Source organism: Roseateles sp. GW835-FHT13E02 (assembly GCF_058794035.1).
This window is the reverse complement of sequence record NZ_JBXAGJ010000022.1, coordinates 1-15,545: the sequence shown is the minus strand read 5'-3', so window position 1 is coordinate 15,545 and position 15,545 is coordinate 1. Positions and strand designations below refer to the sequence as shown.

The 15,545-nt window shown below is 66.9% G+C and carries 11 protein-coding genes; 10 read left to right on the top strand and 1 reads right to left on the bottom strand.

Going from position 1 to position 15,545, the window contains the following annotated elements:
- Window positions 1–7: 7 nt before the first annotated feature.
- On the top strand, window positions 8–3,067 hold the full coding sequence (locus tag AC1Q6P_RS19300; RefSeq protein WP_492663090.1) for an efflux RND transporter permease subunit: 3,060 nt from the start codon (window positions 8–10) through the stop codon (window positions 3,065–3,067).
- Between the two features lie 673 nt (window positions 3,068–3,740).
- On the opposite strand, the gene AC1Q6P_RS19295 is transcribed toward AC1Q6P_RS19300, so the two are convergent.
- Entirely contained in the window at window positions 3,741–4,472 is a 732-nt protein-coding gene (locus AC1Q6P_RS19295; RefSeq protein ID WP_442953001.1) for a TetR/AcrR family transcriptional regulator, read from the bottom strand.
- Between the two features lie 193 nt (window positions 4,473–4,665).
- Between AC1Q6P_RS19295 and AC1Q6P_RS19290 the strand changes: the two genes are divergently transcribed.
- From AC1Q6P_RS19290 to AC1Q6P_RS19250, 9 genes are all read left to right on the top strand, one after another.
- The gene (locus AC1Q6P_RS19290) at window positions 4,666–6,279 is read left to right on the top strand and encodes a carboxyl transferase domain-containing protein (RefSeq protein ID WP_492663091.1); all 1,614 of its coding nucleotides are present in this window, start codon (window positions 4,666–4,668) and stop codon (window positions 6,277–6,279) included.
- A gap of 119 nt (window positions 6,280–6,398) precedes the next feature.
- Window positions 6,399–7,571 carry a dienelactone hydrolase family protein gene (locus AC1Q6P_RS19285; protein WP_492663092.1) on the top strand — a complete coding sequence of 391 codons (1,173 nt, stop codon included), beginning with the start codon at window positions 6,399–6,401 and terminating at the stop codon, window positions 7,569–7,571.
- On the top strand, window positions 7,568–8,368 hold the full coding sequence (locus AC1Q6P_RS19280) for an enoyl-CoA hydratase/isomerase family protein (protein WP_492663093.1): 801 nt from the start codon (window positions 7,568–7,570) through the stop codon (window positions 8,366–8,368). Before AC1Q6P_RS19285 ends, AC1Q6P_RS19280 begins: the two co-directional genes overlap by 4 nt.
- 19 nt (window positions 8,369–8,387) lie before the next feature.
- Window positions 8,388–9,845: an aminotransferase class III-fold pyridoxal phosphate-dependent enzyme gene (locus AC1Q6P_RS19275; RefSeq protein ID WP_492663094.1), complete on the top strand. Its 1,458-nt coding sequence runs from the start codon at window positions 8,388–8,390 to the stop codon at window positions 9,843–9,845.
- Complete coding sequence (gene bioF, locus AC1Q6P_RS19270; protein ID WP_492663095.1) at window positions 9,835–11,064, top strand: 8-amino-7-oxononanoate synthase; 1,230 nt, start codon at window positions 9,835–9,837, stop codon at window positions 11,062–11,064. The genes AC1Q6P_RS19275 and bioF overlap by 11 nt, the downstream gene beginning before the upstream one ends.
- On the top strand, window positions 11,061–11,759 hold the full coding sequence (gene bioD, locus AC1Q6P_RS19265) for a dethiobiotin synthase (RefSeq protein WP_492663096.1): 699 nt from the start codon (window positions 11,061–11,063) through the stop codon (window positions 11,757–11,759). The genes bioF and bioD overlap by 4 nt, the downstream gene beginning before the upstream one ends.
- Before the next feature lie 24 nt (window positions 11,760–11,783).
- The gene (gene bioB / locus AC1Q6P_RS19260) at window positions 11,784–12,860 is read left to right on the top strand and encodes a biotin synthase BioB (RefSeq protein ID WP_492663097.1); all 1,077 of its coding nucleotides are present in this window, start codon (window positions 11,784–11,786) and stop codon (window positions 12,858–12,860) included.
- 89 nt (window positions 12,861–12,949) lie between these two features.
- Window positions 12,950–13,243 carry a hypothetical protein gene (locus AC1Q6P_RS19255; protein ID WP_102769865.1) on the top strand — a complete coding sequence of 98 codons (294 nt, stop codon included), beginning with the start codon at window positions 12,950–12,952 and terminating at the stop codon, window positions 13,241–13,243.
- Window positions 13,244–13,340: 97 nt separating this feature from the next.
- On the top strand, window positions 13,341–15,338 hold the full coding sequence (locus AC1Q6P_RS19250; RefSeq protein WP_492663098.1) for an ATP-binding protein: 1,998 nt from the start codon (window positions 13,341–13,343) through the stop codon (window positions 15,336–15,338).
- Window positions 15,339–15,545: the final 207 nt, after the last annotated feature.

The window sequence follows — 15,545 nt, the reverse complement described above, 5'->3', positions numbered from 1 at the left end:
ACCGGCCATGAAGATTTCTGAAACCTCCATCCGTCGCCCGGTTTTTGCGACGGTGATGTCCTTGCTGCTCTTGCTGGTGGGCCTGGTGTCCTTCGGCAAGCTCTCGCTGCGCGAGTACCCGCGTATCGACGAACCGGTGGTCACCGTCAGCACCCGGCTGGTGGGCGCCTCCTCCGAGGTGATCGAAAGCCAGGTCACCAAGCCGCTGGAAGACTCCATCTCCGGCATCGAGGGCGTGGACATCGTCACCTCGATCTCGCGCTCGGAATCGAGCCAGATCACGGTGCGCTTCAAGCTCGAGAAGAACCCCGACAACGCCGCCGCCGATGTGCGCGACCGCGTGGCCCGCGTGCGTGGCCGCTTGCCCACGGCCGTGGACGAGCCGGTGGTGGCCAAGGTTGAGGCCGATGCCCAGCCCACGCTGCGCATTGCCTTCACCAGCGAGACCCTGGACCCGCTGCAGGTCACCGATGTGGTCAATCGCATCGTCAAGCCGCGCCTGCAAACCATCCCCGGCGTGGCCGATGTGGAGATCGGCGGCGACCGCCGTTATGCCGTGCGCGTCTGGCTGGATGCCGCGCGCCTGGCGGCCTACAAGCTGACCGTGCAGGATGTGGAAGACGCGCTGCGCCGCCAGAACCTGGAGGTGCCGGCCGGCCGCATCGAGAGCCAGCAGCGCGAGTTCAACGTCACCGCCCGCACCGACCTCAACACCGTGGCCCAGTTTGCCGAGGTCACGCTGCGCCAGGTGGCGGGCTACACGGTCAAGCTGCGCGATGTCGCCCGCATCGAAGAGGCCGCCGCCAGCGAGCGTTCGCGCGTGCGCCTGAATGGCCTGCCTTCGGTGTCTCTGGGCGTGATCAAGCAGGCCACGGCCAACCCGCTGGACGTGTCGGCCGCCGTCACGGCCATGATGCCGCGCCTGCAGCAGGATCTGCCTGCCGGCATCACCGTGCGCCCGGCCAGCGACAACGCGCTGTTCATCGAGCGTTCGATCGAATCGGTCTATCACACCATCGCCGAGGCGGTGGTGCTGGTGGCCCTGGTGGTGTTCGTGTTCCTGCGCACCCTGCGTGCGTCCATCATTCCGCTGGTGACGATTCCGGTCAGCTTGATTGGCGCCTTTGCCATCATGGCCGCCGCTGGCTTCACCGTGAACACCTTGACCCTGCTGGCCCTGGTGCTGGCCATCGGTCTGGTGGTGGACGATGCCATCGTGGTGCTGGAAAACATCTTCCGCCACATCGAGGAAGGGTTGGAGCCTTTCCAGGCGGCGCTCAAAGGTGCCAAGGAAATCGGCTTTGCCGTGGTGGCCATGACGCTGACCCTGGTGGCGGTGTTCGCACCGCTGGCCTTCACGCCCGGCCGTACCGGCCGCATCTTTGTCGAGTTCGCGCTGACCCTGGCAGGCGCCGTGCTGGTCTCGGGCTTTGTGGCGCTGACGCTCACGCCCATGATGTGCTCCAAGCTGCTGCGCCATAACGCCAAGCCCACACGCTTCGATGCTGGCATGGAGCGGGTGCTGGTCTGGATCAGCGAGCGCTATGCCGCCGCACTGCGCATGGCCCTGCGTCAGCGCTGGGTGGTGGTGCTGGTGATGCTGGCCTCGGCCTGCGGCACGGGCTGGCTGTACCTCAATGCCAAGTCCGAGTTGGCGCCGCAGGAAGACCGCGGCGTGATCGTGCTGCCCATCAGCGCGCCCGACGGGTCCACCATGGCCTTCACCTCGCGCTACCTCGATGCCATCGAGGACATCGCCGCCACTTACCCCGAGTTCGATCGCCGTTTCGTGTTCTCCGGCGGCGGCAATGTGGCCGGCGGCCTGGCGATTTTCCGCACCGTGGATTGGGACCAGCGCAGCCGCTCCACGGCCGAACTGGCGCGTGCCATGGTGCCGCAGATGAACCTGTTGCCCGGCGTCAGCGCTTTCCCCATCACCCCGCCGAGCCTGGGCCAGGGCTTCACCTCGCGGCCGATCAACTTCGTCATCGTCACCGGCGACAGCTACACCAATCTGGCCAAGGTCACCGCTGATTTCAGCGCCGCCCTGGCCAAGAATCCGGGCTTGGTGCAGATCGACAACGATCTGCGCCTGAACAAGCCCGAGCTCTTCCTGGAGGTGGACCGCGAGCGTGCCGCCGACCTGGGCGTGCCGGTGGACCAGATCGCCCGCACGGTCGAGACCATGCTGGGCAGCCGCGCGGTGACGCGCTACAAGCGCGACGCCGAGCAGTACGACGTGCTGGTGCAGACCGAAAGCCAGAACCGCACCACACCGCAGCAGATCGAGCAGCTCTATGTGCGCGGCAAGGGCGATGCGCTGGTGCCTCTGTCCAGCTTGGTCAAGGTCAACGAGGCCGTCAGCCCGCGCGAGCTCAATCACTTCAACCAACGTCGCTCGGTGGCCATCAGCGCCGGCTTGGCGCCGGGCTACTCGTTGGGCGAGGCGCTGGACTTCATGGACAAGACGGCGCAGCAGATCCTGCCGGCCGGTTATGCGACCGAACTGAACGGCGTGTCGCGCGAGTACAAATCCAGCAGCGGTGCGTTGAGCCTGGTCTTCGTGCTGGCGCTGCTCTTCATCTTCCTGGTGCTGGCAGCGCAGTTCGAGAGCTTCATCGATCCGTTTGTGATCCTGCTGTCCGTGCCCCTGTCCATGGTCGGCGCGCTGGCGGCCCTGCAATGGGCGGGCGGCACGCTCAATGTCTACTCGCAGATCGGCCTGATCACGCTGGTGGGCCTGATCACCAAGCACGGCATCCTGATCGTCGAGTTCAGCAACCAGCTGCGCCAACAAGGCAAGGCCACGCTGGAGGCCGTGGTCGAAGCCTCGGCCCTGCGCCTGCGCCCCATCCTGATGACCACCGGCGCCATGGTGCTGGGCGCCTTGCCCCTGGCCCTGGCCACCGGCGCCGGCGCCGAAAGCCGCCAGCAGATCGGCTGGGTCATCGTCGGCGGCATGAGCCTGGGCACGCTGCTGACCATTTTTGTGGTGCCCACCATGTACACCTTGTTTGCCCGCAAGAGCATCCCGGGGGAGATCACGACGCCCGCGCTGGCGGGCTGAGCGCGACTGGCGCTTCACCGGCAGTGGAGGTGGGCCGGCGTCGGTGATCGGCACGAAGCAGCCTTTGGTTTTACTCGTGAGGCCCTGCAGCCCGCGCCGCCACCGGGCTCATGGTTCCGGGGTCAGCCCTGATGGGCCGACTTCCCTGCGCTGCTCGCACCTCGGGGCTGGCGCATAACTCACTTCGCTCCCTGCGTTCGCTTCGTTCAGACAGAAGCGCCAAGTTAGAACTTGAAGCGCACGGGTACGTGCGCGCCCCGAGGCGCTGTGCTGCTCGGCCCTGCACAAATCGCCCGGCAGCGGCACGGGCTGCAGGGCGCTTGCATCGCGATCGATCTGCCCCATCAACGGTGGAACACGCCACATCCGAAGGTGGCTCGGCCCGCCGTTGGGCGATTTGTGCGCGGCCGAGAGCGCAGCGAAGCGGCTCAGGCGCGCGCCGAAGTTTGCTTCAAGCGCGCTTCAAGCTCTGACTCGGCGCCACTGTTTGACCACAGTGAGCGCAGCGAACGGAGGGAGTTTGGCGCCGCTGAGCCGTGCAGTGAGCAGCGAGGGGAGTCGGCTCGCAGAGCCGACCCGCGAACCATGAGCCCGGCGGCGGGTCGAGACACCGCAGCGAGAAAGATCCAGACAGGCGAGGTCCGCAATGTGCGGAAAGCAGCCGACGCGCAGATCAGCCCAGGGCCAGTGCTGCTTCCAGTTGTTGACGCAGGGCGCGCAGCCGCTGCAGTTCCTGCTCCGGCGCTTGCAGGGCGGGCCAGAGCAGGGCGACCAGGTCGCGGGCGCTGCGGTCGGTGTCGATCTGGCGGCCGGTCAGGATGACTTCCCAGAGCATGTGCTCCATGGGCCCGAAGACCAGGGAGCGCAGCAGGCGCAGCGGGATGTCGGCGCGCAGCTCGCCGCTGGCCTGGCCGCGGGCCAGCAGGTCCATCAAGGGCGCGGTGTAGCGGCGCTGTAGTTCGACAAACCCATCGCCGAGCTTGTCGTCGCCGCTGCGCCGGCCTTCCGAGAGCACCAGGGCACACAAGCCCGTGCCTTGGATCAGAAACAGGCGCAGATGGGTGTGAACCATGAACTCCAGCTGCTCGCGCACCGACGCCTCGCGCGGCAGGCCGGCCTCGATCTCGCCAATGATCTCGTCGTACCAATCGGCGATCACCCGCATGCACAGCTCCCGCTTGCCGCGGAAGTAGGTGAACACGGTAGCCTCGGACACGCCCAGACGCTCGGCGATCTCGGTGGTGGTGGCGCGCTCGAAACCGCGTTCGGCGAACACCTCGCGGCCCACGCGCAGTATGTCGCGCACGCGCTGCTCGGCCTTGGCGCCGGCGGGGGCGCGGCGAACCGGGGCCTTGGCGGCAGCGGTCCTGACGGCTGGAGAGGGGGAGGGCTTGGGTGGGCTCACATCGCGATTCTGCGCAATAATTGAGTGAAACTCAAGTCGGGCTTGCCAGCCTTCGTGCTCTGGCCTATTCTTCGCGCCTCGGTGTGCCTGGCTGAACGCAGGCACGCTTGGATACAGAATTTGAGTTGAACTCATCCGCGACCGGATCGAGCGATTGTTTTCTCGATTCAGGCTGCTGTTTTTCGGAGACCCCATGGCCCAGCTGACCACCAAGCTCAATGCCCGCTCGGCAGATTTCAAATCCAACGCCGAGGCCATGCGGGGCCTGATTGACGACCTCAATGCCCGGTTGGTGCAGATCGCCCAAGGCGGCGGTGAGGCCGCGCGCGCCAAGCACACCGCCCGCGGCAAGCTGCTGCCGCGCGACCGGGTCGAGATGCTGCTGGATCCAGGCACGCCGTTTCTGGAGCTGGCACCCCTCGCCGCGCTGAATATGTACGACAACGCCGCGCCTGGCGCCGGCATGATCGCTGGCATCGGCCGCGTTTCGGGTGTGGACTGCATGATCGTCTGCAACGACGCGACGGTGAAGGGCGGCACCTACTACCCCATGACGGTCAAGAAGCATCTGCGCGCGCAGGAGATCGCGGCACAGAACCGCCTGCCTTGCGTCTATCTGGTGGATTCGGGGGGCGCCAATCTGCCCAACCAGGATGAGGTCTTCCCGGATCGCGATCACTTCGGCCGCATCTTCTTCAATCAGGCCAATCTCAGCGCCGAAGGCATTCCGCAGATCGCTGTGGTGATGGGCTCTTGCACGGCCGGTGGCGCCTATGTGCCGGCCATGAGCGACGAGACCATCATCGTCAAGAACCAGGGCACCATTTTCCTGGGCGGCCCGCCGCTGGTGAAGGCGGCCACCGGCGAGGTGGTGACGGCCGAAGACCTGGGCGGCGGCGATGTGCACACCCGGCTCTCGGGCGTGGCCGACCATCTGGCCCACAACGACACCCATGCCCTGGCCCTGGCCCGGCAGTCGGTGGCGGCGCTGAACTGGCGGAAGCTTGGCGCACAGCAGCAGCGCCTGCAAGCACCGCGCGAGCCGCTGTTCGATGCGGCCGAGCTGCACGGCGTGATCCCCACCGACACCCGCAAGCCCTTCGATGTGCGCGAGGTCATTGCCCGCATCGTCGATGGCTCCGAGTTCGACGAATTCAAGGCCCGCTACGGCGCCACCCTGGTCTGCGGCTTTGCGCACATCGAGGGCATGCCGGTCGGCATCGTCGCCAACAACGGCATCCTGTTTGCCGAGAGCGCCAACAAGGGCGCGCATTTCATCGAGCTCTGCTGTCAGCGCAAGATCCCGTTGGTGTTCCTGCAGAACATCACCGGCTTCATGGTCGGCCGCAAGTACGAAAACGAGGGCATTGCCCGCGCCGGCGCCAAGATGGTGACCGCCGTGGCCTGTGCCCAGGTGCCCAAGTTCACCATCATCATTGGCGGCAGCTTTGGCGCCGGCAACTACGGCATGTGCGGCCGCGCTTACTCGCCGCGCTTCCTCTGGATGTGGCCGAATGCGCGCATCTCGGTGATGGGCGGCGAGCAGGCGGCTTCGGTGCTGGCCACGGTCAAGCGTGATGGCATCGAAGGCAAGGGCGGCAGCTGGAGCGCCGAGGAAGAAGAAACCTTCAAGGCGCCCATTCGCCAGCAGTACGAGGACCAAGGCCACCCCTACTACGCCAGCGCCCGCCTCTGGGATGACGGCGTGATCGACCCGGCCGACACCCGCCGGGTGTTGGCCCTGGGCCTGTCGGCGGCCATGAATGCGCCGATTGGCGAGACGAAGTTCGGCGTCTTCCGCATGTGATGGGCCGCAAGGCTAGGCAAGACCTGACCCTCTTCAACCCCATGGCCCAGTTTGAACGCCCGCGGTGCCGCGCTCTTCTGCCGGGAGCTCTGAAGTGCCTTCTGGCAGCTTCGCTGCTGGTGGGCCTGAGCCTTGCGCATTCGCAAGCCAGCGACACCGCGGTCGCAGCTCCCGCTGCGGACGCCGAGCGCCTGCATCTCGATGTGCGCGAGCAGATCCTGCGCGTGCCGGTCGAGGTGCAAGACGCGTTTGGCAAGCCCAGCAAGGGCGAGCTGCTGGTCACCACCTTCAGGCCGGCCGGCCCGGGGCCTTTCCCCCTGGTGCTGATCAGCCATGGCCGTTCGACCGACAAGCGTGCCGAGTACAAGCGCCCGCGTTTCGAGACGGCCGCCCGCTACTTTGTGCGCAAGGGCTTTGCCGTGGCCGTGCCCCTGCGCCTGGGTTACGGTGAGCTGGCCGAGGCGGGTGACCCGGAGAGCAGCATCTCCTGCCGCGAGCCGCGCTTTGCGCCGGCCCTGGCGGCGGCGGCCTCACAGATCTTGGCCGTGGCGGCTCACATGCAGCAGCAGCCGGACATCGATGCCAAGCGCGTGGTGCTGCTCGGGCAATCGGTCGGCGGCATCTCGACCATGGCCGCCACGGCGGCCGGTCTGCCGGGGCAGGTGGCAGCCATCAATTTCGCCGGCGGCCATGGCGGCGACCCGGACAAACATCCCGGTGAGCCTTGCGGCGGCACCCAGCTGCGCCAGATCTACCAGGCCTATGGCGAGCTGATCGCACAGAACTCGCCCCAGCTCAGATCGCTCTGGGTCTACGCCGAGAACGATCGCTACTTCGGTCCGCGCTTCAGCCGCAGCTGGGCCAAGGCCTTTGCCGAGGCTGGCGCCGCGCTGGACTACCGGCTTTTTCCCGCCTTCGGCGAAGACGGTCATACGCTGTTCAGCGCCGGCAGTGACAGCTGGCAGCCCCTGGTCGAGGAGTTTCTGGCCCAGCTGGGCTTCAGCACCCCCGGTGTGATCGCCTTGCCGCCGGTCAATGCCGAGCTGGATGTGCAGGACGAATCGGCCTTGCCCTTGAGCGGCAGCGCTGCCAAAGACAGCTACCGAAAATTTCTCGCCGCAAAGAAGCCGCGCGCCTTTGCCTTCAATGCGCAGGGTCGCACCGGTTATGCCTTCGGCGATGCGGCCACGTCGCGGGCCCTGGCGTTTTGTCAGCGCTACAGCAGCCAAACCTGTCAGTTGTACGCGGTGGACGACGCCGTGGTGTGGAACAGAAAGAAGCAGCAGCCATGAGTGAACAGCAGAGCAGCCTCAAGATCGAACGCAGCGACCCCTCGGGCCAGATCGCCCGCGTCACCCTGAACCGCCCCGAGGTGCGCAATGCCTTCAACGAAGGCGTGATCGCCGAACTCACAGCTGCGTTCGCGGAACTGGGCCGGGACCCAGCTCTGCGCGCCATCGTGCTGGCCGCCGAGGGCAAGGCCTTCTGCGCCGGCGCCGATCTCAACTGGATGAAGGCCATGGCCGGCTACAGCTGGGACGAAAACCATGCCGACGCCTCCCGCCTGGCCGAGATGCTGTGGACGATTTACAGCTGCCCGGTGCCGGTGATCGCCCGCGTGCAGGGCGATGTCTACGCCGGTGGCGTGGGCCTGGTGTCCGTCTGCGATGTGGTGGTGGCGGTGGACACGGCCGGTTTCTGCCTGTCCGAGGCCAAGCTGGGCCTGCTGCCGGCCACCATCGGCCCCTATGTGGTGCGCGCTTTGGGTGAACAGGCCTCGCGCCGCTACTTCATCACCGCCGAGCGCTTCAGTGCCGCCGAGGCCTATCGCCTGGGCCTGGTCCACGAGCTGGCCACGGCCGAGAGCCTGGACGACAAGGTCGAAGCCCTGCTGTCCGCCCTCTGCGCCAACGGCCCCGCCGCGGTGCGCGCCTGCAAGCGCCTGGTGCAGGACGTCGCACACGCGACAATCACGGCTTCGCTGCGTGATGACACCGCGCGCCGCATCGCTGACATCCGTGCCAGCGACGAGGGGCGTGACGGTGTGCAGAGCTTTCTGAACAAGAGCCGGCCGAGCTGGCTGGCTTGAGTTCACGTCGATTCCCTTGATGACTTCCAGCAGTACTCCGTTGACTCCCCAGCAGGACTGGCAGCGCCGCAGCGTGGCCGCCGTCTGGCACCCCTGCACGCAGATGGCGCGCGCCGAAGTGGTGCCTCCCCTGCCCATCGCCCGTGGTGCCGGCCCCTGGCTCTACGACTACGAGGGCCGGCGCTATTTCGATGCCAACAGCTCCTGGTGGGTCAATCTTTTCGGCCATGCCGATGCCGGCCTGAACGCGGCCATCAAGGCGCAGCTCGACACCTTGCCCCATGTGATGCTGGCGGGCTGCACCCACGCGCCGGCCGTGCGCCTGGCCGAGCGCCTGAGCGCGCGCACCGGTGGCGCCCTGGGCCATGTGTTTTTCGGCAGCGACGGCGCCAGCGCGGTGGAAATCGCGCTCAAGCAGAGCTTCCACAGCTGGCGCAACCGCGGCCGGGCCGAGAAGCGCGAGTTCGTCTGCCTGAAGAACGGCTACCACGGTGAGACCATCGGCGCCCTGGCCGTGACCGATGTGAAGGTGTTCCGCGACGCCTACGACCCGCTCCTGATGCGTGCGCATATTGTGGAGTCGCCCGATTCTCGGTTGGGCAATGAGGCCACCGCCCTGGCCGCCATGCGCGCGCTGCTGAGCGAGCGCGGCGAGCACATCGCCGCCGTCATCATCGAGCCCCTGGTGCAAGGCGCCGCCGGCATGGTGATGTACGACGCGGCCTATCTGCGCGGCCTGCGGGCCTTGTGCACCGAGTTCGAGGTGCACCTGATCGTTGACGAGATTGCCATGGGCTGCGGCCGCACGGGCACTTTTTTCGCCTGGGAACATGCTTTTGTCGAGGCGGAGCAAGCCAGCGCCGGGCCGCCCCAAGCTGGCGGCGCCCCCTCGGGGGGCAGCTCGTGTACCCACGAGCGTGGGGGCGTGTCCATGTGGCCTGACTTTATGTCCCTGTCCAAAGGCATCACCGGCGGCACCATGCCCCTGTCCCTGGTGCTCACGACCGAGGCGGTCTACCAGGCCTTCTGGAGCGAAGACGTCAGCCGCGGCTTCCTGCATTCGCATTCCTACACCGGCAATGCCCTGGCCTGTGCCGCCGCCAATGCGGTGTTGGACCGCTTCGATGCCGGCCAGCTGCAGGCCAATGCCGAGCAGGCCCAGCTCTTGAAGGACGCCTTCGCGTCGCTGCCCTCGCACCCGCGCGTGGCCCATCTGCGCCAGCAAGGCATGGTGCTGGCCTTCGATGTGAGCGAGCCGGGCCTGCGCTTTGCCGAGCGTTTCCATCTGGCCGCGCGCGCCCATGAGCTGCTGATCCGCCCGATCGGCGGCACCGTGTACCTGATGCCGCCCTATCTGATCGATGCCGAAGCGGCCGCCTTCCTGGCCCGCGCCGTGCGCCTGACGCTGGACGAGGTGTTGTCCGAGTCGACCGAGGGCAGTGCCCAGACCCTGAGCAAAGAAGTCCATGTTGCTTGATCATCTGAGCGCCAAGCTGCGCACCATCGAAGCCCAGAGCCTGACGCGTTTTCTGCGCCAGGCCGAGAGCGGCACTGCGCCGCGCCAGCAGGTGCGCGGCGCCGACGGCCGCACGCACGAGCTGCTGATGTTCTGCTCCAACGACTACCTGGGCCTGGCCGCCGAGCCCGCGCTGCGCGAGGCCTTGATCGAAGGCGCCCAGATTTACGGCGGCGGCTCCGGCGCCTCGCCTCTGATCAGCGGCCACAGCCGCGCCCATGAGCAGGTGGCTGAAACCTTGAGCCGCTGGCTGGCGCCCCACATCCCCGAAGCACGTGCTCTGGGTTTTTGCACCGGCTATATGGCCAATCTGGCCGTCGTCACCGCGCTGGGCGATGAAGAGGCCGAGATCTTCTCCGAGGCCTGGAACCATGCCTCGCTGATCGACGGTACCCGCCTGGCACGCGCGCAAGTGAAACGTTATGCCCATGGCGACGTGGCGGCGCTGCGCGAGCTGTTGGCCGCCAGCACGGCCAAGGTCAAGCTCATCGTCAGCGATGCGGTCTTCAGCATGGACGGCGATCTGGCGCCGCTGCCGGCCTTGCTGGCCCTGGCTGAAGAGTTCGATGCCTGGCTGATCGTCGACGATGCCCATGGTTTTGGCGTGCTGGGCGAGCACGGCCGTGGTTCGCTGGAACACTTCGGCCTGCGCAGCGAGCGCCTGATCCTGGTCGGCACCCTGGGCAAGGCGGCTGGTCTGGCCGGTGCTTTCGTCGTGGCCCATGCCACGGTGACCCAGTACCTGCTGCAGGCGGCCCGCAACTACATTTTTTCCACCGCCTCGCCGCCAGCCCTTGAGCACGCGCTGCTGAGCAGCTTTGCTCTGATCGAGGGCGATCTGGGCAAGGCCCGGCGTGCCAACCTGCGCCATTTGCAGGCACGGCTGCGTGCCGGTGTCCAAGCTTTGCTGGCCCGCCACCCGGCCCTGGGCTGGCGCCTGGCACCGTCGGACACCCCTGTTCAGCCCTTGATCGTCGGCGGCAATGCCGAGGTCATGGCATTGGCCGCGCGCCTGGAACGCGAGGGCATCCGCGTGCCCGGCATCCGCCCGCCCACCGTGCCCAAGGGCGAGGCGCGGCTGCGCATTACCTTGTGTGCGACGCACAGCGAGGCGGATGTGGACCAACTTCTCGCTGCATTGGCTGAAGCCGCCGCCGACATGGACAAGGTGGCCGCATGAGAGGTTTTTTCATCACCGGCACCGACACCGAAATCGGCAAGACCTGCATCACAGCCGGGCTGACCCATCTGTTGGCCGAAGCCGGCCTGCGCGTGGCGCCGGTCAAGTCGCTGGCCGCCGGCCAGGAGTTGGTCGACGGTCAGTGGGTCAACGAGGATGTGCAGGGCCTGCAGGCGGCCCAGCGTCTGGGCATGCGCACTGAGCAGATCGGGCCTTTGCAGTTCCGCGCCGCCTGCGCGCCGCACATCGCCGCCGCCCTGGAAGGGCAGCGCATCGAGCGTGCGCCGCTGCTGGCCGCCGTCCGCGCCAGCGCCGCCCTGGGCGATCTGGCCTTGGTCGAAGGGGTGGGCGGCTTCCGCGTGCCCCTGGGCGAGGGCTTTGACACTGCCGATCTGGCGCAGGACCTGGGCCTGCCCGTGGTCCTGGTCGTGGGCTTGCGACTGGGTTGCATCAACCATGCCTTGCTGACGGCGGAAGCCGTGCGCGCGCGCGGCCTGCGCTTGGTCGGCTGGGTGGCCAACACCGTGGACACCGCCATGCCTTATGTGGCGGACAATCTGGCCGCGCTGGACGCGGCCCTGGCCGCGCCCTGCTGGGGTCATGTGCCCCGCCTGTCTGACCCTTCCGCCGCGGCCGTGGCCGCCCATCTGAATCTTGAGCGCGTGCAAGCCTCGCTTGCCGCCTCTGCCACCTGACACCTGCTGTTTTTCGGAATCGCCATGAGCCACTCTTCCCACACCCAAACCACCAACCAGATCCAATCGCTGACGCCGACCACGGACGCCGACCGCCAGAACGCCAAGCCCTGGACCGTCAACGAGGTGGTGGCCTTGTTCGATCTGCCCTTCAACGACTTGCTGTTCAAAGCCCAGCAGGTGCACCGCGAGAACTTCGACGCCAATGCGGTGCAGCTGTCCACGCTGCTGTCCATCAAGACCGGCGGTTGCGAAGAGGACTGCGCCTACTGCCCGCAGTCGGCCCATTTCGACACCGGCCTCAAGGCCGAAAAGCTGATCCCGCTGCAAGAGGTGCTGGAAGCCGCCCGCGCCGCCAAGGCCAATGGCGCCACGCGTTTCTGCATGGGCGCCGCCTGGCGCTCGCCCAAGGAGCGCCATCTGGAAGCCATCGGCGAGATGGTCAAGGAGGTCAAGGCCATGGGCCTGGAAACCTGCCTGACCGCCGGCATGCTGGGTGACGGCCAAGCCGAACAGCTGGCCGAAGCCGGCCTGGACTACTACAACCACAACCTCGACACCTCGCCCGAGTTCTACGGCCAGATCATCACCACCCGCACCTACCAGGACCGCCTGGACACGCTGGACCGCGTGCGCAATGTCGGCCTCAAGGTCTGCTCAGGCGGCATCGTCGGCATGGGTGAAACCCGCCGCCAGCGAGCCGGCCTGATCGTGCAGCTGGCCAATCTGAACCCCTACCCGGAATCGGTGCCCATCAACAACCTGGTGCAGGTCGAAGGCACGCCGCTGGCCGACAAGGGCACGGAGGCGCTCGACCCCTTTGAGTTCATCCGCACCATCGCGGTGGCTCGCATCACCATGCCGCGAGCCATGGTCCGCCTTTCGGCCGGCCGCGAAGAAATGCCCGAGAGCATGCAGGCCCTGTGCTTCCTGGCCGGCGCCAACAGCATGTTCTACGGCGACAAGCTGCTGACCACCAGCAACCCGCAGGCCGAGAAAGACCGCGCCCTGCTGAACCGCCTGGGCATGCGTTGCGCCAGCGAGGCGAATTTGGTGCCGCAAGAAGCAGCATGCGAGAAGAAGGGCTGCTCCTCGCATTGAGCGAGGAGGCGTGGGCTCTCCTTGGCTGTTGAAGGGCCAAGTCTGGATCTCTCGTGGGTCGTGAGTGGGTTGTGAATCGGGAGCTTGGTATGTTGGATTGGAAAACCCTGGGTATCCGGGAGCGAATCATTGGAAGCTTCTTTTCCGTGTTCGCCCTCGTCGTGACACTGGCGCCCTTGCTCGTGAAGGGAGCTGATTTCCAAGCTGTCTTGGGAGCCCTGTTTGTGGGTTGTGTCGTTTCGTCTTTCGTGCTGAATCCGGCTTCCTTCAAGCGCCCGCGGGCGCTGTTGGTTTGGGAGCCCATGCCACGCCTGTGCAAGTTGTTGGCCTACGGAGCAGGACTTGCTTTGGCACTTCGAGGCGTGATGGTGCTGTTGGCTTAGGCCTGCCGATTGAATTGCTTGGCTTGTGAGTTGACCGGAGCGAGCCAAGGTGGCCCTCGCCACCGCCCGATCAAAAGAGACCCAGGAGACATTTCAGATGTTCAGAAAAATCTTGATTGCCAACCGCGGCGAGATCGCCTGCCGCGTGGCCGCCACCGCGCGCCGTCTCGGCGTGAAGACCGTGGCCGTGTATTCCGAGGCCGATGCCCAGGCCCGCCATGTGCAGGCTTGTGACGAAGCGGTGCTGATCGGCGGCCCGGCGCCCAAGGATTCCTACCTGCAGTGGCAGCGCATCATTGACGCGGCCAAAGCCACGGGCGCCGAGGCCGTGCACCCTGGCTACGGTTTCTTGAGCGAGAACGAAGAGTTCGCGCAGGCCTGCACCGCGCATGGCCTGGTCTTTATCGGCCCGCCGGCCAGCGCCATCCAGGCCATGGGTTTGAAGGCCGAGTCCAAGCGCTTGATGGAAGCGGCCGGTGTGCCCCTGGTGCCCGGCTACCACGGTGCTGATCAGGACCCGGCCCTGCTCAAGGCCGAGGCCGTGCGCATTGGTTTCCCGGTGCTGATCAAGGCCAGCGCCGGCGGTGGTGGCAAGGGTATGCGCGCGGTCTACAGCGCCGATGAGTTCGATGCCGCCCTGGCCTCGTGCAAGCGCGAGGCGATCAACAGCTTCGGTGACGATGCGGTGCTGATCGAGCGTTATGTGCAGCGCCCGCGCCATATCGAGATCCAGGTCTTTGGCGACAGCCAGGGCAACTGCGTTTATCTCCTCGAGCGCGATTGCTCGGTGCAGCGCCGCCACCAGAAGGTGCTGGAAGAAGCGCCCGCCCCGGGCATGACGGCTGAGCGCCGCGCCCAGATGGGCGGTGCGGCGGTGGCCGCGGCCAAGGCGGTGGGCTATGTGGGCGCGGGTACCGTGGAGTTCATCTGCGAGCAGGACGGCCGCTTCTATTTCATGGAAATGAACACCCGCTTGCAGGTTGAGCATCCGGTGACGGAAGCGATCACCGGCCAGGATCTGGTCGAGTGGCAGCTGCGCGTGGCCTCGGGCGAGCCCTTGCCGCTGCAGCAGGACGAGCTGCGCATGCACGGCCATGCCATCGAGGCACGCATCTGCGCCGAGAACCCCGAGGCCGGGTTCCTGCCCGCCACCGGCGCGCTGAACGTGGCACGCTGGCCGGCCCATGTGGCCTTCGAGCGCGGCCCGGTTCGCATCGATGCGGGCGTGGGGGAGGGCGATGCCATCAGCCCCTTCTACGATTCCATGGTCGCCAAGCTGATCGTCTGGGGCGAGGACCGCGAACAGGCTCTGGCCCGCTTGGACGCCTCGCTGCGCGACACCCACATCGTCGGCCTGCAAACCAATGTGGCCTTTCTGCGCCGCTGTGCCGCCACGGCGTCGTTTGCCACGGCCGATCTGGACACAGCCCTGATCGAGCGCGAGCGCGCCGCTCTGTTCGAGCAGCCCGGCTTGCCGCTGCAGATCAGTGCGGCGGCCGTGGTGGCCCACACCCTGGCGGCTGAGGCCCAATCGCAGGATGCCGACCCCTGGAGCCGCCGCGATGGCTGGCGCCTGTTCGGCGCCTCGGCGCGCCGTTTCGATCTGGAGGTGGCCGGTCAGCGCCATGCGGTGCTGCTCTCGCGCCACCACCAGGGCGGCATGCAGCTGAGCATCGACGGCGGCGAGGCCTTGGCATTTGCCGTCAACTCCAGCAGCCTGGAGCAGCATGAGCTTCTGCTGGGCTCCGGCCTGGCACAGCAGCGTGTGCGGGTGAACAGTTATGCCGATGGTGAGACCGTGGCTGTCTTCGCACCGCAAGGCAGTGCCTATCTGACCGAGATCGACGCCCTGGCCCATGCCGGAGACGGCGCCGCGGAGGCTGGCCGCCTGACGGCGCCCATGCCCGGCAAGCTGGTCAGCTTCCTGGCGGCGGTGGGCGACAAGGTCAGCAAGGGCCAGCCCCTGGCGGTGATGGAAGCCATGAAGATGGAACACACCATCAACGCGCCCAAGGACGGGGTGGTGGCCGAGCTGCTGTTCGCCGTGGGCGACCAGATCGGCGACGGCGCCGAGTTGCTTCGGCTCGAGGCTTGAGGCGACGGGGCGGGCGATGAGCTTCGGGGCGCCGGGGGCCACAAGTGGCACATGGCCGTCGGTCGCTTGTTCTCGTGTGGCCCTGCAGCCCGTGCCGCTACCGGGCTCATGGTTCCGGTGTCGGCCCAGTCGGGCCGACTTCCCTGCGCTGCTCGCGCCTCGGGGCTGGCGCATAACTCACTTCGCTCCCTGCGTTCGCTTCGTTCA